The sequence below is a fragment of the Halobacillus litoralis genome (assembly GCF_004101865.1).
Taxonomy (GTDB): Bacteria; Bacillota; Bacilli; order Bacillales; family Halobacillaceae; genus Halobacillus; species Halobacillus litoralis_A.
Genome location: NZ_CP026118.1, coordinates 3251839 through 3271545, shown reverse-complemented (window position 1 = coordinate 3271545; position 19707 = coordinate 3251839). Strand labels below are relative to the sequence as shown.

The window sequence follows — 19707 nt, the reverse complement described above, 5'->3', positions numbered from 1 at the left end:
AAACCTCTCCTTAATTTATACTTTTTGTCCAAACCCTTGCGTAATACGGTCAAGCACAATTGCTAATACGACTATTCCAAGTCCACCTGTCAGACCAAGTCCGACATTGACTGTCGAGATGCCTGAAAGCACGGTGGATCCAAGTCCCGGAGCCCCGATCATTGACGCAATGACGGCCATCGACAGAGCCAGCATGATCGTTTGGTTGACACCTGCCATAATCGTTGGCACAGCCATTGGCAGTTGCACCTTGAACAAAAGCTGCTTCTTCGTAGACCCGAATGCGCGGGATGCTTCCACGACATCTGCTGGTACCTGTTTGATTCCTAAACTTGTCATCCTTACAGCCGGCGGGGTGGCAAATACGAATGTAGAAATTACAGCCGGCACGCCTCCCAGTCCGAAAAGTAAAATCGCTGGAATCAAGTAGACGAAGCTTGGTAGTGTCTGCATGAAATCCAGAATGGGACGGACGATTCTATCAACCATTTTATTGGTTGCACTCAAAATCCCCATCGGTATCCCGACTATGATGGATAATAATGTAGAAACAATGACGACAGCCACTGTCTGCATCGCTCCATCCCAAAGGTTGACCGATCCTAGATAAAGACAGCCAATCAATGTAAACAGGGCAATGCCTTTGCCTGCAACTCTCCAGGATAACAAGATAAGAAAGAGAGCAATGATTTCAGGAGGAATGGCGATCAGCAGGTCTGTTACTGCCGTAATAAAGGTATCGAGGACGACACTGATTTGATTGAAGAAACCACCAAGCACAGGAAGGAGCCAATTATTAACAAAAGTATTGGTCCATTCTTCTAATGGAAAATAGAAGTAATTCATGTTGTCACCTCCTCTTTCTCTTTACCGAGTACGAGGCCAGAAAGAATGGAAACACGGGAAATGATGCCGACGAGCTTCCCATCTTCTGCCACGACAATCGGATATTTCGTATCAGCAGCTATCCCCAGCAAATCTTTCAACGGCGTATCTTTTCCAGTAATGTGAGCACCTTCCCGCACCACTTCTTCCAATGCAATCTTTTTATTATAAGCATCTATTGCGTCGTCAATGGTCAACACACCTTTGTAGTTGTCTTCCTTATCAACAACAAAGATACTGGAGACACCCGCTTCTTCCATCTTGCGTACAGCCACATGCGGACCATCTTTATAAGTGGTCAAAACTTCAGGTTTTTTCATGACATGATGGGCTTCTAATACTTTCGATCGGTCCACATCTTTCACAAAACTTGAAACATAATCGTCGGCCGGTTTTTCTAAAATTTCTTCAGAAGTGCCTACCTGGACGATTCTTCCGTCTTTCATGATGGCAATGCGGTCACCGAGCTTCAAAGCTTCATCCAAATCATGGGTGATGAACAATATCGTTTTTCCTAACTTTTTCTGTAAATGAAGGAGTTCGTCTTGCATCTCTTTTCGAATCAACGGATCCAAGGCACTGAAGGCTTCGTCCATCAATAAAATATCCGTGTCATTGGCAAGCGCACGTGCTAAGCCGACACGCTGCTGCATTCCTCCACTCAATTGATCGGGATAACTAGCTTCATAGCCTTTCAACCCGACATCTTCAATCGATTTGCGAGCTTTTTCCTCACGTTCCTGTTTGTTGATGCCTTGTATCTCCAGGCCGTAACCGACATTGGCTAAAACCGTCCTATGGGGAAATAAACCGAATTTTTGGAAGACCATGCCAAGTTTTTTTCTTCTAGTCTCTATAAGAGTCCCCTGGCTCATTTTCGTAATGTCTTCCCCGTCGATATAAACTTCCCCAGAGGTCGGTTCGATCAATCGATTGACGAGACGGATCAATGTCGACTTCCCGCTTCCCGACAACCCCATGATGACAAAAAATTCACCAGGTTCTACCGCGAAGGAGGCCTGATTGACACCTACTGTCAAACCAGCCTCTTCTAATATTTGATCCTTCGATTTTCCATCTTCCAGCATTTTGACACCCTGTTTAGGATGAGAGCCGAAGATTTTAGTCATTTGGTTCACTTCGATCTTATTCATAAACATTCTCCCTTTCTTTTCCGTAACAAGTGAACTTAGCGTCTGATGCCGATTTGACGTCCCGCTTGCTTCGGTGTTTCTAAATGTTCATGCGCTTGTCGTAGTTTTTCAATAAAGTCAGCAACTGCTTCAGGAAATGGAGCCGGGCGGCCTTCTTCGGTACTCATCCCCATCAACATTTGTTCACTCGTAGCTAATGCTTCGTCCTTGTCATTTTTCATCACAAAAAAGACATGCATACGCTTTTTATCTGCATCGAGAAGTTGAACAGATACTTGGAGACCTTCGTGTTCATGAGCTTCCTTCAAGTAACAAAGATGAGTCTCCAATGTAAAAATCGTATAAGCAAAAGACTCACGAGCCGATGCATCCAAACCGATATGATTCATAAATTCATCCACTGCATGACTGAAAACAGCAGCGTAGGCGGCATCATTCATATGACCGTTATAATCCACCCATTCACTTCTGACTTGGTCGTTATATTCAAAGCTTTGATTAGTCATCATCATCTCTCCTTTATTTGGCAGCGGAAGTGTTCGTTTCCGGCCAGTATTCCTCAACTAGATCGAGCAATTTAACGAGAAATTCATTACGCTTTTGTTCCAGATCGGCAACGGTTTGATCTCCAGCATGATTTTCACAGCCAGAAATGACACGTTCTTTCAGTTCATCTGTCAATTCAGGTGCTTCAAGCTTTGTCCAAGGTAATTTCAAAGCAGGTCCGAATTGTTCCAGCATATGACGCATTCCTTGTTCTCCACCTGCTAAATGGAAAGTAAGGAATGGTCCCATTTGAGCCCAACGTAAACCAGCACCATAAACGATAGCTGCGTCTACTTCTTCGGTTGTCGCAACTCCATCATTGACAAGATGAAGGGCTTCGCGCCACAAAGCTTCCATTAAACGGTCAGCTACATGGCCATCGACTTCCTTCTGGATGATCAATGGTTTCATTTCAATGGATTCAAAGAATTGATGACCTTTTTCAATCACAGCAGCATCCGTGTCTTGTCCTCCTACGATTTCTACTAATGGCAAAAGGTATACCGGGTTAAAAGGGTGAGCTACGAAAAAGCGCTCAGGGTGGGCCATGCCTTCCTGCAAGATGGTCGGTTTAATCCCGGAGGTACTTGAACCGATGATCGCCTCAGGCTTCGCATGCTCATCGATCGACTGCAGGACACTCTTCTTCAGCTCTTCACGCTCCGGAACGTTTTCCTGAATATAGTCTGCCTCACGTACAGCACCCTCGATAGTATCCATGAATGTCAAACGATCTTTGGAAACTCCCTCTGCCAGTCCTCGTTCTTCCAAAGAAGACCAGGCGTGGTCAATTGCTTGTCGTGTTCTTTTTTCTGCCCCTTCTGCTGGATCAAAAGCTATGACATCCAATCCTTGTGCTAAAAAGCGGGCGATCCATCCATTTCCGATGACTCCTGTGCCTACAACAGTGACTTTTTTCATCGATCACTTACCTCCTTGGTGCGGGTTTCTCAGTTGGAATTTCTCTCGTGCTTCTTGCGGAGTCATAGCTTCCATGCCATTTCCGTGCAGCATGTTCACTGCCTTATCCACTAACTGATCGTTTCTTGCCATTACACCTTTTTTCAAATAAATATTGTCTTCCAACCCTACGCGGACATTTCCACCAAGCATGGCAGACTGTGTAGCGATCGGCATTTGCATACGTCCGATTCCAAAAGCTGACCAATGCGCGTTCTCTGGCAGACGGTTTTTCATATAAAGAATCGTTTCCGCATCTGCTTCTGCTCCCCAAGGGATACCAAGGCAAAATTGGAACATCGGATCTCCATCGATCAATCCTTCTTTAATCAATTGATTGGCAAAGCGGATGTGGCCGGTATCAAAACACTCAAGTTCCGGTTTGACGCCACTTTCCTGGACCATTTTCGCTTGGTCACGAAGCCAATCGGTCGGGCTCATGTAAATCATGTTGCCAAAGTTCGTGCTTCCACAATCGAGGGTGCACATTTCAGGAAGCAATTCCCCGACAGGCTGATGACGCTCTGCAGGTGTCTGCATATCCGTTCCATCTCCACCAGCAGCTGGTGTGGCCAGGCTTGGAATAAAGTCACCGCCGCCACCTGATGTGATATTAATGATTACATCTGTTTCAGACTCACGGATACGATCGACGATTTCACGATAATGGTCGACGTTATGGCTGATGCCGCCTGTCTTAGGGTCACGGGCATGGACGTGGGCCACGGTCGCTCCTGCTTTAGCTGATTCAATTGCCGCGTCGGCGATTTCCTTTGGTGTCACCGGTACATGTTCATTCTTCTTCACAGTATCTCCAGCACCTGTAACGGCTGCTGTTAATAAAACTTTTTGATTCATAGTTTTTTCCTCCTTAGTTGATTTCTTCTATTTATAAATGCCGTATTTTACTATTCACTTTCCGATATCGAACTATACGTCTGCTGAGTCGGCTTAGTAACTATACCATCCAGACGGTTTTTAGTACGTTTAAAACTGTACCATCCAGACGGTTATGTTTCAAGAGGGGTAAAGGGGGTTTTCTATGAGAAACACGTCGGGTCAATGCATCATTTCCTAGTTAACCCTATAAGACCAACACTTACAGGCTGTACAGAAAAAACTAAACAAATTGGATTTTTTATTTGATAGAGTGACTTGGAATAAACTGGTTGACTTGAGGTGGTAAATATCGGATTACCTGAGGTGGGAAAATATAGGCGACAACAGGATTAGCATTAAAAAAACGCTCATCCCTAGTATTAGGGTGAGCGCACTCATTATAAACATCTTTATTCTTCTGCCCATGCTTTTAAGCGGCGGTATACTTCTGCTTTCTTTTCATCTTCGATTTGGTAGATATCAAACAACTCCGACAGCCAGACACCATCAATCGCCAGGCGAATGATGGTCGCCTTCACTGGATCCAGACCATCGTTTTCGATATTCGTCTGCCAATACTTATAGGCATCCCTGATCGGTTCAAGCAAATCTGAATTAACAGCTTTCGCAGCGAGCAAACCGGCATTCATATCTTTATTTTCATAACTCTGGTTGAATGTCACTTCTAAAAAGGATCTCGTCCATTTTCCATTCTCACCAGCGTCCTCTTCCACATTATTCTCGATTTTCTCCCGATAGTTCTTCGCCAGGTGCTCGACCATTCCTTGTACTAAAGCTTCTTTGGACGGATAGTGATAAAGTAGGCCACCTTTGCTGATACCAGCTTCTTCAGCCACTGCTTCTAACGTCAAATTGAATATACCACGGTCACTGACTATTTTAGATGCAGCCGTAAGAATCTCCATTTTTCTTGAATTCCTGCCCATATCAATCTCCTCATCTGAAATATATTTAGAAAAGCTCTCCCTGATCATCAGTAAAACTTTCTTAGTTAGATGTTATTTGACATATACTTTACTAGCTAGACGGTAAAGTTTCAAACATTCCTTTATCTTCCACCTCAAGTCATCCAATATTTGGATGACTTGAGGTGGAATAATATGGAACTAAAACAACATCATAGCTCACAAAAAAGCCCGCTCTGTCAAACCGATTATGGTTGACAGAGCGGGCTTTCTCCTTACTGTTGAGTGTTGTAAAGTTGATCAATGACATGCTGTTTCCCTGATAAAACATCAAACTGGAATTGGTGATAGTCAGATAATACTGCCTGGGTGGAGGATGGTAACTGATCGGAAGATTCTACTGTTTGCCCCTCATCCTCCATATAAATCCTGTTCCGGAAAGCAGGTATCTCTTCCTTCATTTCATTCATGAAGTCATAAAAAGGTGGAGAGTCCAACCCCAGCGCCTCAGAAATCATCGGTGCCAAGTAAATCGGACTCAGCGTACCTAAATCTTCGTCTAAACCTGTATCAAAGTTCGATAATACCAACAGTGGGGTTTCATAAAACTCAGCTTTTGTCTGCTGGTCTTCTTCTGTACCGAAACCAGCCTCTCTATAAGCTTTCAAGTTTGATCCTAATGAAGGTAAGTGATCACCATAAAAAACGATAAGCGTAGGCTCATCGAGCGCCTGAATTTCTTCATTCAATCGGTCCAATGTGGCATCAGAACGTTTGATTCCTTCTGAATAAACCTCCAGCATCCTTTCAGAGTCTTCAGAAAGTGATTCTCCTTTAACATCAATCGTGCTGCCACCTTCATATTTATCTTCCGGATATGGTAAATGGTTGGCAATCGTTACAGCATGAATAAAGGATGGGTCTTCCTGTTGCTCGATCGTATCTAATAATTCATTCACCACCGATTGGTCGGAAACGAATTCACTATTATCTTTTTCCGTGTAGGTCATATCCTCAAGAAACTTCCAGGAATCGAACCCTAAATTAGGATAAACCCGTTGGCGCCGATATAAATTTCCACTATTGGGGTGAATGGCTTCACTATAATAACCTTCATTATTCAAGTGGGAGACGACAGACGGGTATTGATCATTGGCAAGAATATGGTTGAAAGGATTTCCACCAGGGTTGATATAATTCATTGAATAACTTGTTAACAATTCAAATTCAGTATTAGCGGTCTCCCCTCCAAATACTGGACTAAAAAAGGTACCCGAAGGATATTCATCCATCAGTTTTCTAACGTTAGGCATAGGGTCTTCCGAAAAATGGACATCCAAACGTGTGGGATCCCAAAAAGTCTCATTCAGTAAAAATACAATATTAGGCTTAACCGTTTCCTCCTCAGCTGGAGAATTCTCAACAGTCAATTCTTCTGCTTGAACAACAGACGCTTCCAGAACTTTTTCATTATATCGGTCTGGTTCTTGTACAACATCCAGCTTGATATTTGAAACCATTCCCAAAACCGGTCCATTGTAGTAATAATTATTATTCTGGTTCCATGGCATGAAGCTTGTGTATTCTTCATAAAAAGATTCTGCAAAGGTATCTTCGTAAAAAAGGAATGAATAAAGGACAAAGCCTAAAGGGAGGAGAATAACCAACCTTGATATCCAACCCAGCTTGATCTTAGGCATCTTAAACCATACCGCTATTGCTAATATCGCCGCGATGGCTATTCCCAGGGTAATGGGGAGAGAAATCGAATCAGAGATCAAAGGTATAACATCTTTCATCTGTCCCACTTGAATAAAATCATTAGGGAACAGCGGCTCATTACGATATTCCTGCTTATAATAATTGACCATGGCTAAAATAAAGTAAGTGAAAAGTGCCACCCCTGCCCCCATATAAACTTCCCCAACAAGCAGAATGATTACAAGAGTGATGAGAGACAACAGAAAAGCAGTAAATATGAAACGATTCAGATATTCCTGGATCCATTCCGTCGTCTTCCCGATTTGTTCTATATCTATATGATATGCCAGGAACACATAAGCTCCTATGGATCCTATCAGGAACGCAATAAGGAACGCCGTCAATACGCGATAGATTTTAGATTCGTATAATGGCATCATCCACCCTTTTTTCTCCAAAAAGTAAATGGCTCCTGCCCATAACGAAAGGGAAAGAAGAAAAATCATGCCACCTATAATACTTGTATGAACTTGGATGACATCAATGACCGTATTCAAATCACCTGAAACGGCGGTACTTGTAACAATGTATAGGAAACTGAGTAAAATTATAAACGATATAAACAAAGGAATTGTACGAAAAACACTTTTGAACATCTAGTGGTGCCTCCTAAAATGATCGAGCTTATTTCTTTTCTTCTCTTCATTTTAGTATGGAATGTTAAGAAAATCTATCAAATTGTTAAATCTTTGTAAATACTGTTTACTTTTATCCTACAAAAGTTTATTTTTATAGGTTAAAAAGAATTACCAATGTAAAAAAATAGGACCTCAAGTCATCCAGATATTGGATGACTTGAGGTCCGTTACTTTGTTTCTATTAAACTTTAAATTCTCTTACTTGTTCATTCAATTCTTCTGCCAGTTCCGACAATTGACGGGCGCTGACAGAAACTTCTTCCATCGAACTGCTCGTTTGTTGTGAAGAGGCAGCTACTTGTTGCACACCTGCCGCAGATTCTTCTGAGACGGAGGCGATTTCTTCAATCGATGTATTCATCTGTTGACTACTTCTTGCGACATTTGATAAGTGGGAAGAGATTTGTTGGACTCTCCCTGCCATATCAGATACGGATGTGTGAATGTCATCGAAAGTCCGTCCGGTCACTTCAATCTGCTTAGACCCTTCATTGACTTCTTCATATCCTGTTTCCAGCGAGTTGGCAACACTGCTTGATTCTGTTTGAATTTTTTCCACAATGGTCGTAATATCAACAATCGATGTTGACACCTGCTCGGCAAGTTTACGGACCTCATCAGCAACAACGGCAAATCCTTTTCCATGTTCTCCAGCCCGCGCTGCTTCAATGGCCGCATTCAGTGACAATAGGTTGGTTTGTTCCGCAATATCCTGAATGACCTGGACCAGCTTGTTGATTTCTTTCGATTGACGGTCCAGCCCTTTCACTTTATCTACAGCTTCTTTGACAATGTGATTGATATTGTTCATTTGAGAGACAGAGGTTTGCATCAATGTCCGCCCCTCATCTGTCATAGAAAGAACTTCCTTGGAGGTTGAAGATACTTCTTGGCCGCCTTCATTAGCCTCTTCGATCTTATTAACGAAGTCTTCCATCATTTCAGAGAGGTGACTGGAGCTATTCGCTTGAGATTCCGATCCTGAAGAAAGCTCCTGCATTGTTGAAGCCACTTGCTCACTCCCCTCTTTCACTTCATTTGCTGCCTGGGTCAACTCTTCACTTTGAGCTGAAACATCATCTGTCGCTCTGGATACACGGTTCACTAATGAACGGAGGCTTCCGACCATTTGATTCATGGAGCGAGCCAATTGACCGATTTCATCTTTTCGTTTCGTTTCAATTTCCTCTGTTAAATCACCATCCGTAATTCGTTTAACGGAAGACAATAATGATTGAACAGATTTATTCAGACGAGTTCCGAATAGATAGGCGAACAATACCCCAAGGACTAGGGCAACTACTAAGAATACTGCCAAAAACAAATGGATATTGTTTTGTAAATCTTTCACGAACTGAGTGCTCATATCGACACCGATAATCGCATCCGTATTATCAAGGGGAATAAAAATCGATTTATGGACACCCCACTCATCTTCATAAATAGAGGTGATGACAACTTCCCCATTATTGAAGGACTGGTTCTGTTCGTCGGTAAATGGAGATTCCACCATCATATCTTCACTGCCACTCAAGCTCACGATATAATCCGTATCAGCCTCTTTGGTAAGGATATATGCATATTCCAGACGCTCTTTCCCTTCCATGAAAGTATCCAGTGTATTGACTAACCCTGAATGGTTTTCCTCAGGGTTTTGTATTGCCGCTTCGACTGCCTCCTCATCGATCGAACGAATAAGTTCTTCCCCATTCGTTTCTAATATTTGTTCAAATTGAGGTAGCACATATTCATCTACGATATGAGAAGAAAGTACTTCGACAAATGCAAAGACTAACACCCCTAAGATGATGATGGGAATGATGAAATTCAAGAAAAGTTGAGCTCGCAATGATTTTTTCGGATTGAATTGGTCTTTTTTCACTTGATGGTCTCCTTTACTTTTTTCAGTTCTATATAAGACTCTAAATCTAAATTCACCAGGTAATCGAGTTCTGCCAGGCTAGTGGTCTTAAAGAAAATTACTGCAAAGGCACGATCACTTGCTGAGTCAATCACCCTGTATTCCAGGACTTCACTAAACTCCTGCTTCAGTTGCTCATGGTGAATATCTTCAATAAGACTTTTACTTATCTGTGTCGGAACTTCTGCGCAAAAGAAGCCATATATAGCTGGATCATTACGCTCTATAAGTGGTTTCCAATCCGGCTGTTCATTCAAAAAATATGCTTCCGCTGCATTGATGTCATAAGCATAATAACTGACGTCTGTCGTCCCTGCGCCAGCAAAGCGAAGAGGATTCATTTCAATTGGTACGATTCCCTTCGTTGATTTTCTTATTTCTATATGGAAAGGATAATTCGTAAAGTTCAAACGTTTATTTAATGAACGCAAGTACTTGACTGCATCGGCATGTATTTCATCAATAACCTGGGCGGATGTAAAATAAATACGATCAGAAGTATCCTGGTCATCAAGAAATCGTCTTTTCAATGCATTGAGGATGACTGGTTCACCTGCATCATCAAAATAACAATCCAAAGCAAACTCCGTGCCATCAATCCATTCTTCAATGATGATTTGCTCACTATCAATCACAGTGTCGGAATACATTCCTTCAGAAAGGAGCAGATCAGAATAAAGACCTTGCACAGCTTGCTCCCATTCATGTTCATTTTTCACTATGTAGACACCTACACTCGAATAACCTTTGTTAGGTTTAATCACTACTGGAAATGGAACGGTATCTTTTTCTAAGTGCAGCAATTCGTCTAAGCTAAGAAGTCGAAAAAAATAATCTTGATTAATGGATGCAGATATTTCTCTGAACCTTGCTTTATTCTTTACTAGCTGTGAAGCTTTTGAATGAGCGTGATCAGGCGCTTTTCTCTCAAGAAGACTCAAGCAGCTTTCAGAGTTCGTCAATAATTTCGTGCTTTGTGTCAGGGCTAATGATCTTTCATCATCAGTGTAGTAAATTGGTATGTGATGATTGAAGGCCATTTGTACTAGAATAGGCGAAATGATTTTTTCATCGATAATAAGGATATAGGCCACCTCCAAGTTTTTATTCGTTCCACACTCTATGGACTACCTTTATATCGGCCGTGTTTTCAAACCATACAGAGAAATTATAATGAAAAAAACATTTTGATTATAAAGACCTAATTAGTTTGAAATTTCTTTACAATAGGTATTTTTACTCACTCAATTTCTTAAAAAGTACAAACACCTTGGACATTCACATACTTATACAATACTCTACAAAAAAGAAGACCCGGGATATTGACCCAGATCTCCTCTATCATCGATTTTCAGTTGAAATGACAGCCTCACGTATATGGTTAGCAAATCCTTCAAGCTTGTTCATATCTGACACATCTTCTTCAAATAAAGGCACCTTGACTAACTGCTGTTTTGAAAAGGTATGATCAATTTCATTCAAATAGGTTTTTTCTTGCTTTCTTCTTTTTTCCAAAAATACCCCATCCGCATGATCGGGAAGTACTTTATTCACTATAAGAGTCTGTACATGTAAATCATGTTGACCCAATTGTCTGATCGCCTGATCCGTTTCCAAAATCGGCAGACGCTCTGGAATAAGTACAAAGACAAAGCCTGTTCGCTTCTCATCCAATATGATTTCCCTGACTGCTGCAAACTTTTCTTTCCTTTTTTGCAGAACGTCATAGATCGGATCGTCAATCGGATCCCCATCATTAAGCAGCTGGGTATAATTATCATTGATTTTCTTGCGCCGCTCCAACATCCCATCAATCCAGACACTCATCAACTCAGGCAGAGTCAACAAACGTATGGTATGGCCTGTCGGTGCGGTGTCAAAGACGATCTTATCAAAATGATCCGCTTCTTCTAAGATAATCGAGATGAGACGGTCGAATAAAGCAGCTTCGTCAGCACCAGGGGAAGCACTGGCCATATCAATCTGTCTATGCACTTCTTCTACCATTTTTGATTTGACTAGGCCTTCCAAGTTGTCCTTCACACCTGCAATGTATCTTTTTGATTCGTGATGTGGATCGATTTCAATCCCCCATAAATTGTCCATCAGCACTGTTTTATCATGACCGACTTTTTTATGGAAAATATCACCTAGGTTGTGCGCAGGGTCTGTTGAGATCACCAACGTCCGGTAACCTTCTTTAGCGTAAGCGACAGCCAGTGCTGCGGAGGATGTAGATTTCCCTACGCCCCCTTTGCCTCCGACGAAAATGATTTTATTCTGCTGCAAATCTTTCATGTCCTTATTCCTCCTTTAACAGCACCGGATTCCATCAAGAGGAGATTTCTCCATCCCCATACGCAAATGCCAGTCGTGAAATTTTTCAATGATGTAAGGGTACAGTTCAAGTGTATAATAAAAGGCCGGGTTTGGAATTCCCAGCATGTCTGAATAAACAAGAAGTAAAAAGAGATCATCCTCATCCCGCAACTCACGGGCGATTTCTTGTTTATGAGGAAGGCTGAGGACTTCATCATACATCTCAAATAATCGCTTCAGTGAAAATTTTTTCTCCATGCCTTCCCACCTCCTCATGTTTGTAACATTAACTTATATTCGCTCTCATTTTTGACATATTTTCCGTCTATGAAAACCGCGTAGTATTTCATATGGAACAACATAGAATGCAAGGCTTTCAATAAAGGTACATTCCCTCTTTTTATATGCTTGAAAAAGTAGGCAGCTATTGCTAATAAATTCCTTGGATCAAGGTAGCTTATATGAACATCCTCATACTCTTCCATCGTCTTTTGGTAAAGTACCCCTAACCTTCTGCGGTCCTCATCATGGTGCTTGAATTCCTCCTCCATATGAACTAGCCCGTCAGGATCGCTGCAAACTCCCCCGCAACATCCCATGCCGATTTCTTTTTCCGGTCTGATGATCATGATTTCAAACATCGCACCCCTCCTCTTGATGTAAAAAGAAAGCCGCACATATTGCACGACTTCCTCTGGAATGTTCCACACAACTCTTGATCACTTCAGAATAGCTGTTGGTGCGGGAGATGTCAGCTAAGTCAGGCGCTTTTATCAATGGAGTTCTTTTCATTTCCTGTGATAGCGGAAATAGCAGTAATCAGTATCCAAAGCGTGAAGACAAGAATGATAGCACCGAAACTGAACAACATCCAATCACTGCCCTCAGCCCAAGGCGCCCATTCCGTCAATACCTGACTGATCATCGCCCATAGTGTCATGAACATAAGAAATACCATCGGAATGATTGTCGGCAGGTAATTGCGTCCCTGTTGTTTCAGCCAAATAGAAACGAGCAGCAAACTGATTCCGGCTAACAGCTGATTCGAAGTTCCGAACAGTGGCCAGAGCAGGTACCCACCGGAACCAAAACCTTTTGGACCCTGAGGAATCAACGTCAGTGCAGCACTGGACACGACTGCAACCGTTGTCGCAACGTGCATTTTTGTAAGTGGTTTGATTTTGTACTCTGTTCCAAGCTCTGCAATGATGTAGCGCATCAAACGAACAGAAGAGTCCAGTGTTGTCGCGGCAAAACTGACGACAATAACAGATACGATTGTAGCTGCTACTGTAGCTGGAATACCTAAACCGGTTGCCAGTTGCCCAGCACCCTGGATGAATACACCCAATCCTGCGTTACTCGCTTCGGCAAATCCACTGTACGTCGCTGTGAATTCACCTGCTGTCGGGAAGAACGTGACGACGGCAATGATGGCAACTAGAGCAAGTGCACCTTCGCCAACAGACCCTAAATAACCGACAAATCGAGCTTCGGATTCATTATTCAATTGCTTTGAAGTCGTTCCAGATGAAACGAGTCCGTGGAACCCGGAAATAGCACCACAAGCAATGGTAATGAACAATAATGGGAACCAGGAAGTATCTGCTGAAGTATTAGTTACAGGTGCTGTGATTTCTGGATTGGTAAACAGCAATCCTAAATACAATAGTCCAAGTCCGACAACGAGTTGATGGGAATTGATATAATCACGCGGCTGCAATAGCTTCCAGACAGGTAATGTTGAAGCAATATACACATAAGCCATTAAAACGATGATCCAGACGAAGAATGCCATCGATGTGGCGTTCAATCCGAAAAGAGTCGTCGCCCCTTCTCCACCGAAATAGCGGACTAAGTCGATTTGCAGGGCCGGTACTTTACTGGCAACGATGGCAGCCAAATACATGACAGCAAGTGCTACAACGGATGGAAGAAGCATATTCCCCTGCTTTTTATACACACGGTATCCGATCCAAACCGCCAATGGAATTTGAATGAAAACAGATAATACACTCGCTGGAAAGGAGATGAATAAATTGGCAATGACCCAGGCAAACACGGCGTTGACCATCAAGACGAGCAGTAAAATGATGAATAAAAACAAAACCTTCGCCTTTTGACCGATCAATTTACTTGCCAATGTTCCTATCGACTGGCCTTTGTTGCGTACAGATAAAACGAGCGTGCCGAAATCATGGACTCCTGCTGCAAAAACGGTACCGAGCAGCACCCACAAAACAGCTGGCAGCCACCCCCAATAAACCGCAATGGCAGGTCCGACAATCGGAGCCGCTCCGGCCACTGACGTGAAATGGTGGCCCCATAAGACAAATTTATTCGTTGGTACAAAATCCACTCCATCTTTGTACTGATGAGCCGGAGTCACATAATTCGGATCCAGACGATAAATCTTTTCTGCAATGAACTTTGAATAATACTTATAACCAAGAAAAAAGACAATGCCTCCGACAACTGCTAACCAAATCCCACTCACAAAATCCCTCCTCAATATTTCCCTTGATATATGAATGCGTTTACATATGGTGGTATTATACAACAGTTTACATCTATTCATCAATGAAATTGTCGAATTTATCTGAAATGTAAGATAATTTTTAACAGATTTTAGTAAAAGGGACATGTTTGTTGACCTGGCAGGCATATAGGGTAAAGAAACAGATTCTATATATCTTTGTCCATGAAAAAGAAGCACACTCTGTCGAACAAAAGAGTGTGCTTCATATAAAACTCAAGCTTATTAGGCGGATGCACCTTTGTCACTATATTCTTCCTTCTGACGGGGAAGCCCGAGGAACCTTGGTGCCCTTTTAGGCAACTTCCCGAACAGCAAGCCTGGCATAGGAAAGTAACGGTGAGTCAGCCAGATGGTTAGATAGCAAAGGGCCAGTGTGCTTAAGAACCTGAGTATGATTCCCGCATGGAACCAATACCCTCCAGAAAGTGGGATGAATTGCGCAACCACTTTCAATATGAAAGGGTGCAGCAAGTAAAACCCGAAGGAATAGATGGCGATATTCTGCACATTGGGTATGAGTTTCGGCCATTTATTGCAGATGATTTCAGTCAATCGGAACATCAAATAACTACTTGTCATGATATAAATCATATTAATGATCAAATAAGTCCAGCCAGGGAGATATAACGAATTAACCGTGTATAAATGGTAATGTAAATAAACGGTAGTGATCCCTGTGGCAATGGCTGAAACCGTCCAAAACAACGTAGATTTATTGAAGATTTTCGCCTTCTGCTCCTTATAATAGGTGCCGATCCATGCTCCTAATAAATAAGGTCCAAGAGCACTCAAGAAAGAACTGAATGGAATCAGTTGAAATTCACGATTCAAGAAATAATATCCAATTTCAATACCTATCCCGAATAACCACATGTACTTTTTGAAAAACGGGACCTTCTGAGCGACAAATAGAATAATAGGAAAAAATAAATAAAATTGCACAATTAAAAAGATGAAGTGAAGTTGATAAAACGACTGCCCTTGCAAAATGCGCAATCCGATTTCACTGAAATTCAGCGAGACCGCTCCTGTATATATGGATAAAGCTTCATAAAAGACAGCCCACACAAGATAAGGCACGACAATATAAACGGCTCTCTTTTTATAATAGGCCTTCAATTCTGCTCCATCCATTTTTTGTTCCATATATTTATAAAAAAACACCATTGCTGTGATCATGATGAAAATGCCTGCTTCTACTCTTATGATGCGATTGATGAAATGGTATTTCGCAAATGCATCGCTTCCGTAAGGCAGTACAGAATGAAAGGCCGCTGTTACATGGACCAACACGACCATCATCATGGCAAAAAGACGTAAAAAGTATATAGACTCTATTCTTTCTCTAGCCATTTCTATCATTCCTTACTATTTTATTATAATTAAACCTCGCTAATTATAACACATTTCTCTCTCTCCCATGTTCCGTAACCTTTTTTTAATAAATTGTTAAAAAAGGTTACGGAATTTGTAACTTTCAGTTGGTGGTGATAAAAAAAACAGGATTATAGACTGATATAGTTCTATAAATCCTGATTAATATATATCCGATTCATTCTGTTTTGGCATCGATTTTCCCTAAGAAGAATCCATCGATCTCTTGCAGTTTTCCGCGCCAATAGAAATCTCCTTCTGAAGGTGTCGGTTGACTGTCACCATTATAGACTTGGGCATTTTCGAGGTGGATATACTGGACATCATCATGGTCGTACTCTCTTTGACTCGCTTCAGCGAGCTGCTCGCTAAGGGTTTGAGAAATCTCGTTACCATCTTCGAAATTATTGCTCAAATACTCAAGGTATTTTTGCGCGGAAACCGTTTTTCCTGTGATTAATGCACCATCAACATTCAAAGTGATATCCAGCGAAAAGTCATGTTGATTAGCTGCCTTCACGAAATTTTTCAGTAAGTTATCCATTTTTTCAGCTCCTTTCACCAATCCTCTTTATCGAGTTGTATCATCATCACTGGAAATCTCAGTTACAGGTTCTTCTGTTTGTGTAGATGGCGCCTTTTTGTTTTCACTAGTAGCTGACGCTTCTTTCTCAGAGCTTTCCAATTGCTGTGGGGGAAGGTCTGCCGCCTCCTGGGATGTCGTCTCTTCATTTTCTTCCTGCTTATCGTTCTTATTCTTTTTCAAATTGCTTGCCAATTTTCCGGATTTTTCTTTTGTTTTATCCTTCAGCCCTTTCAACGATTCTCCGGATTTTTCCTTTGTTTTATCCTTCAGACCTCTCAGCGATTCTCCAGCTTGGTTCGCTTTATCTTTCAGCTGAGCCTGTTTCTCGCTGTTCAACTTCTTAGGAGAAAACATTAATCCCGCTGCAGCTCCAGCGATTCCCCCGATGACCGCACCTGTAATCTTTCCTTTCTTATTGCCTTCTACCATTTCTTTTCTATTATCATTACTTAATACCGTTTTGCTTTTTGTCATTTCCTTCACTCCTTATTCGGCTGTTGGGCAGCCACATTTCTCATATTTTGTTCTAATTGTTCGATTCTCTTTTGCAATTGCTCGTTCTCTTTTTCTAACGCTTCTGTGTTTGATTCTGCCGCTTTCGAATTCAAGTATGGGTCTGTTTCCCACCAATCCATGCCGATTTCTTTCGCTTTGTCGACCGATGCAACAATCAAACGGATTTTAATTGTAAGTAACTCGACATCCGCGAGCCCTACTCTGATATCTCCAGCGATGACGACCCCTTTGTCCAAAACTGTTTCTAATACATCCACGATGCTGTTGGATTGTGTAGGATGTTCGATAGACATTCTCTTACCTCCTTACAATAAGTTCCCCAATGGACCAAGGTCGATATTCAAATCTTCATCATCAAGGTCGAAAATTTCTTTCAGCTCGTCCATTTTCACATCCAGGTTCATGAGGGCGACACCAAGCTGTTCAATCTGTTCTTCTGTCAACGTACCGCCGTCCACACGTCGAATCGCATGGCGTTCGACTAACTGCCTCAATAATTCGATGACAGTTAAAACAAGTTGAGCAAGTCCTTGTTCTGCTCCTTCAGGGTCCAATTGTATCCGGCCACTACGAATCGGCTGCTTTTCAAGATCGCTCTGTGGCATGAGCAAGCGCCTCCTTTTCTTTATCCATATTTTCTGAACGTATCGATTCGACCCATTCGTCTTCTTTTGATTGGACGAGAGTCTCCACAGCAGAGACCAGAAGCTTCAAGTCCAAATAAACGAGGTCGATACCGGCGATAGAGATGACAATATCACCTTTGATGGCGACACCCTTATCCAAAACCGTATCTAAAATATCTATTAAAGCGATGTCCCTATTCTCATACTCTTCTCTTCGTGACATTCCTCACACCTCACTTTTGGATAGGGATGAAAAATGATAAGCAGGCCAGGGACCGGTCACCTCAATCTTCCAACCGCCAGCTTCCCCTTCCTCATTTGCAGCTGTCACCTGTTCAAGAAAAGGTTCCACTTTCTCCTTTTCTATTAAATAGGCACTATTCCAACACATCTCTTCATCTTTGCCTGTGACACTTTTATTCCATACCTTTTTGACGACATCGTCCTTACACAGGTCCTTCCAATCGTCATGAAGGCGTTTGGAGAAGGATTGCTGCTCTTGTGTCACTTGTTCGTCTATCAATTGATCCAGCTTTTTCTGTTGTAAATATTGCATCCCTTTAGACATTTGAGAAATTTCTTCTTTTTTCTTTTGAATGGAGGGATGATTAGCAGCGATTTCCTCTTTCAAAAGCACAGGGTTATTATAGATTTTCACATTCCATTCTTCTTTTCCGGAAAGCTCTTCTAATAGTTTCACCCATTCGCTTTCGCAAGGGCGGATCTTCGCCTCCAAGTTCGAAGTGTTTTGAAAAATCGTACAGAATTTCATTGGAACTAGTGTTGCTTGATCTTTAAGCTTCATCAGAATCTCGTGATGAAGAAATGCTTTATCCTGTACCCAATCCATTTGCTGAGTCTTCTGTTCAAGCACTTCTTCGCCATACTCTGCCTCTTCCACCACACTGACAATGGCTGCGCATTTTCCATACTCCCACACATGTAATTCATGCTCTCCATCGATCCCTGTCATTTCCGAGAGTGAAGCTGGCTGTACTTCTTCCTTTAAAGCCACACCATACAAGTAATAAAGTTCCTTCATTTATAAATCCCCTATTCCTTTACCGTTTCGTCATATTCTCCCACTGCTCCATTTCAAGTTTCTTCGCAATTTCATACCTTTGGAGCAGCTCCTCTTCTTGAGCTGTATAAGCTTCTTCCGAGATTTCTTCCAGTTCATACATCATTTGCAATTGAACCAGCTTTTTCTGGATATGTTCAAGGTCATACATTTCTTTATCCACTTCTTCTTTCACATGTTCACCGACTTTGACAATGAGATTGATTGGTGAAGTGAACAGTTTATGAATCATGAAGCTTCAACTTTCAATTTGATGTTGATGAAGTTATACGCTGGCCATGGGCCAGTATATTTGAAATCAACATAATCCTTCCATCGTTCGTGCAGCTGGTTCACACGTTCGTCAAAAGCTTCTTCCTGTCCCTTATCAATCAAATATGCACCGTTCAAAAGCATTTTTTCTCCGAGTGTTTCATTCGATTTAGACGCTTCAGCTATTTTCGAAAGGGGTAAATGGATACTTTCTTCCACATCCTGCTGTAATCTCGTGAAGAAGTCGCGTGCCATTTCCCCTAATTGAATCCGGTCGAAGTAGCCAGCTGCTTCTGACTTGTTAGCGACCGTTTCTTTTTGTTTGACCACTTTATCATTCTGATGGATTTGCTCTTCCAACCATTCCTTTTTGCCGACAACCTTCAAACCGATTTCAATCTTATTCCTCACTTCACCGAATAAAGAGGATAGTTGTGGATACAGGTTTTCGATCAGGACCTTAGTGTCTTCCTTACTATTGAAGACGTTACCGAAGCTGATCGGTACTACAGAGCTTTCTTTTTCCATCACGTCAGAAATGACTTTTTGGTGCATCATCAGGTTTTGCTTTTTGGGATGATAAATCTTTATCGGGGCTTCGATGGCCACCATTGCTGCATCTTTATAATGAATGGTGAAGGTTTCTCTCGATTGCCCTTCGAACTCCACAGTTCCGAAGCTCTTTGCATCGTCTGTTTGGATACAACAAAAAACATATACACCTATTTCTTCTGACATAAGCTT

The 19707-nt window shown here is 41.9% G+C and carries 22 protein-coding genes; all 22 read right to left on the bottom strand.

The genetic code is table 11. The features are described from left to right. Positions 1–15: 15 nt before the first annotated feature. A complete protein-coding gene (locus HLI_RS16155; protein WP_128525944.1) occupies positions 16–846 on the bottom strand; it encodes an ABC transporter permease in 831 nt (276 codons plus the stop codon). Continuing rightward, positions 843–2039, bottom strand: a complete 1197-nt coding sequence (locus HLI_RS16150) for a quaternary amine ABC transporter ATP-binding protein (protein WP_128525943.1) — start codon at positions 2037–2039, stop codon at positions 843–845. Before HLI_RS16150 ends, HLI_RS16155 begins: the two co-directional genes overlap by 4 nt. 35 nt (positions 2040–2074) lie before the next feature. Further along, on the bottom strand, positions 2075–2545 hold the full coding sequence (locus tag HLI_RS16145) for a thioesterase family protein (protein WP_128525942.1): 471 nt from the start codon (positions 2543–2545) through the stop codon (positions 2075–2077). Positions 2546–2558: 13 nt separating this feature from the next. Beyond that, positions 2559–3506, bottom strand: a complete 948-nt coding sequence (locus tag HLI_RS16140; protein WP_128525941.1) for an L-carnitine dehydrogenase — start codon at positions 3504–3506, stop codon at positions 2559–2561. Between the two features lie 3 nt (positions 3507–3509). Then, positions 3510–4403, bottom strand: coding sequence for a beta-keto acid cleavage family enzyme (locus tag HLI_RS16135; RefSeq protein ID WP_128525940.1), 894 nt, complete (start codon positions 4401–4403; stop codon positions 3510–3512). A 431-nt stretch (positions 4404–4834) separates the two neighbouring features. After that, positions 4835–5371 (bottom strand): TetR/AcrR family transcriptional regulator, encoded by a 537-nt coding sequence (locus tag HLI_RS16130; protein ID WP_128525939.1) that lies wholly within the window; start codon positions 5369–5371, stop codon positions 4835–4837. A gap of 254 nt (positions 5372–5625) precedes the next feature. Further along, positions 5626–7707, bottom strand: a complete 2082-nt coding sequence (locus HLI_RS16125; RefSeq protein ID WP_128525938.1) for an LTA synthase family protein — start codon at positions 7705–7707, stop codon at positions 5626–5628. Positions 7708–7930: 223 nt separating this feature from the next. Next, on the bottom strand, positions 7931–9631 hold the full coding sequence (locus tag HLI_RS16120) for a methyl-accepting chemotaxis protein (RefSeq protein WP_128525937.1): 1701 nt from the start codon (positions 9629–9631) through the stop codon (positions 7931–7933). Continuing rightward, positions 9628–10764 carry an ATP-grasp domain-containing protein gene (locus tag HLI_RS16115; protein ID WP_241656015.1) on the bottom strand — a complete coding sequence of 379 codons (1137 nt, stop codon included), beginning with the start codon at positions 10762–10764 and terminating at the stop codon, positions 9628–9630. Before HLI_RS16115 ends, HLI_RS16120 begins: the two co-directional genes overlap by 4 nt. Positions 10765–11011: 247 nt before the next feature. Next, a complete protein-coding gene (locus tag HLI_RS16110) occupies positions 11012–11968 on the bottom strand; it encodes an ArsA family ATPase (protein ID WP_128525935.1) in 957 nt (318 codons plus the stop codon). Positions 11969–11983: 15 nt separating this feature from the next. Continuing rightward, entirely contained in the window at positions 11984–12247 is a 264-nt protein-coding gene (locus tag HLI_RS16105; RefSeq protein WP_128525934.1) for a cory-CC-star protein, read from the bottom strand. A 14-nt stretch (positions 12248–12261) separates the two neighbouring features. Then, positions 12262–12630 carry a hypothetical protein gene (locus HLI_RS16100; RefSeq protein WP_128525933.1) on the bottom strand — a complete coding sequence of 123 codons (369 nt, stop codon included), beginning with the start codon at positions 12628–12630 and terminating at the stop codon, positions 12262–12264. Positions 12631–12749: 119 nt separating this feature from the next. Further along, the gene (locus HLI_RS16095) at positions 12750–14486 is read right to left on the bottom strand and encodes a carbon starvation CstA family protein (protein ID WP_128525932.1); all 1737 of its coding nucleotides are present in this window, start codon (positions 14484–14486) and stop codon (positions 12750–12752) included. A 264-nt stretch (positions 14487–14750) separates the two neighbouring features. Then, positions 14751–15881 (bottom strand): acyltransferase, encoded by a 1131-nt coding sequence (locus tag HLI_RS16090; RefSeq protein ID WP_241655871.1) that lies wholly within the window; start codon positions 15879–15881, stop codon positions 14751–14753. Positions 15882–16080: 199 nt separating this feature from the next. Further along, complete coding sequence (gvpU, locus tag HLI_RS16085; RefSeq protein WP_128525930.1) at positions 16081–16446, bottom strand: gas vesicle accessory protein GvpU; 366 nt, start codon at positions 16444–16446, stop codon at positions 16081–16083. A 27-nt stretch (positions 16447–16473) separates the two neighbouring features. Further along, the gene (locus HLI_RS16080) at positions 16474–16962 is read right to left on the bottom strand and encodes a prolipoprotein diacylglyceryl transferase (protein ID WP_128525929.1); all 489 of its coding nucleotides are present in this window, start codon (positions 16960–16962) and stop codon (positions 16474–16476) included. Between the two features lie 5 nt (positions 16963–16967). Then, entirely contained in the window at positions 16968–17297 is a 330-nt protein-coding gene (locus HLI_RS16075; RefSeq protein ID WP_128525928.1) for a gas vesicle protein, read from the bottom strand. Between the two features lie 12 nt (positions 17298–17309). Then, positions 17310–17609, bottom strand: a complete 300-nt coding sequence (locus HLI_RS16070; RefSeq protein ID WP_128525927.1) for a gas vesicle protein K — start codon at positions 17607–17609, stop codon at positions 17310–17312. Further along, entirely contained in the window at positions 17590–17853 is a 264-nt protein-coding gene (locus HLI_RS16065) for a gas vesicle protein (protein WP_128525926.1), read from the bottom strand. Before HLI_RS16065 ends, HLI_RS16070 begins: the two co-directional genes overlap by 20 nt. Positions 17854–17856: 3 nt before the next feature. Continuing rightward, complete coding sequence (locus HLI_RS16060) at positions 17857–18672, bottom strand: GvpL/GvpF family gas vesicle protein (protein ID WP_128525925.1); 816 nt, start codon at positions 18670–18672, stop codon at positions 17857–17859. A 19-nt stretch (positions 18673–18691) separates the two neighbouring features. Beyond that, positions 18692–18943 (bottom strand): gas vesicle protein GvpG, encoded by a 252-nt coding sequence (locus tag HLI_RS16055; protein WP_128525924.1) that lies wholly within the window; start codon positions 18941–18943, stop codon positions 18692–18694. Further along, positions 18940–19701, bottom strand: coding sequence for a GvpL/GvpF family gas vesicle protein (locus HLI_RS16050; RefSeq protein WP_128525923.1), 762 nt, complete (start codon positions 19699–19701; stop codon positions 18940–18942). The genes HLI_RS16055 and HLI_RS16050 overlap by 4 nt, the downstream gene beginning before the upstream one ends. Between the last annotated feature and the right edge of the window lie 6 nt (positions 19702–19707).

Excerpts from the sequence above, each read along its gene's own strand:
- HLI_RS16155 (WP_128525944.1), bottom strand. The coding sequence starts at position 846 with ATGAATTACTTCTATTTTCCATTAGAAGAATGGACCAATACTTTTGTT.
- HLI_RS16150 (WP_128525943.1), bottom strand. The coding sequence starts at position 2,039 with ATGAATAAGATCGAAGTGAACCAAATGACTAAAATCTTCGGCTCTCAT.
- HLI_RS16145 (WP_128525942.1), bottom strand. The coding sequence starts at position 2,545 with ATGACTAATCAAAGCTTTGAATATAACGACCAAGTCAGAAGTGAATGG.
- HLI_RS16140 (WP_128525941.1), bottom strand. The coding sequence starts at position 3,506 with ATGAAAAAAGTCACTGTTGTAGGCACAGGAGTCATCGGAAATGGATGG.
- HLI_RS16135 (WP_128525940.1), bottom strand. The coding sequence starts at position 4,403 with ATGAATCAAAAAGTTTTATTAACAGCAGCCGTTACAGGTGCTGGAGAT.
- HLI_RS16130 (WP_128525939.1), bottom strand. The coding sequence starts at position 5,371 with ATGGGCAGGAATTCAAGAAAAATGGAGATTCTTACGGCTGCATCTAAA.
- HLI_RS16125 (WP_128525938.1), bottom strand. The coding sequence starts at position 7,707 with ATGTTCAAAAGTGTTTTTCGTACAATTCCTTTGTTTATATCGTTTATA.
- HLI_RS16110 (WP_128525935.1), bottom strand. The coding sequence starts at position 11,968 with ATGAAAGATTTGCAGCAGAATAAAATCATTTTCGTCGGAGGCAAAGGG.
- HLI_RS16105 (WP_128525934.1), bottom strand. The coding sequence starts at position 12,247 with ATGGAGAAAAAATTTTCACTGAAGCGATTATTTGAGATGTATGATGAA.
- HLI_RS16100 (WP_128525933.1), bottom strand. The coding sequence starts at position 12,630 with ATGTTTGAAATCATGATCATCAGACCGGAAAAAGAAATCGGCATGGGA.
- HLI_RS16090 (WP_241655871.1), bottom strand. The coding sequence starts at position 15,881 with ATGGCTAGAGAAAGAATAGAGTCTATATACTTTTTACGTCTTTTTGCC.
- gvpU (WP_128525930.1), bottom strand. The coding sequence starts at position 16,446 with ATGGATAACTTACTGAAAAATTTCGTGAAGGCAGCTAATCAACATGAC.
- HLI_RS16080 (WP_128525929.1), bottom strand. The coding sequence starts at position 16,962 with ATGACAAAAAGCAAAACGGTATTAAGTAATGATAATAGAAAAGAAATG.
- HLI_RS16075 (WP_128525928.1), bottom strand. The coding sequence starts at position 17,297 with ATGTCTATCGAACATCCTACACAATCCAACAGCATCGTGGATGTATTA.
- HLI_RS16070 (WP_128525927.1), bottom strand. The coding sequence starts at position 17,609 with ATGCCACAGAGCGATCTTGAAAAGCAGCCGATTCGTAGTGGCCGGATA.
- HLI_RS16065 (WP_128525926.1), bottom strand. The coding sequence starts at position 17,853 with ATGTCACGAAGAGAAGAGTATGAGAATAGGGACATCGCTTTAATAGAT.
- HLI_RS16060 (WP_128525925.1), bottom strand. The coding sequence starts at position 18,672 with ATGAAGGAACTTTATTACTTGTATGGTGTGGCTTTAAAGGAAGAAGTA.
- HLI_RS16055 (WP_128525924.1), bottom strand. The coding sequence starts at position 18,943 with ATGATTCATAAACTGTTCACTTCACCAATCAATCTCATTGTCAAAGTC.
- HLI_RS16050 (WP_128525923.1), bottom strand. The coding sequence starts at position 19,701 with ATGTCAGAAGAAATAGGTGTATATGTTTTTTGTTGTATCCAAACAGAC.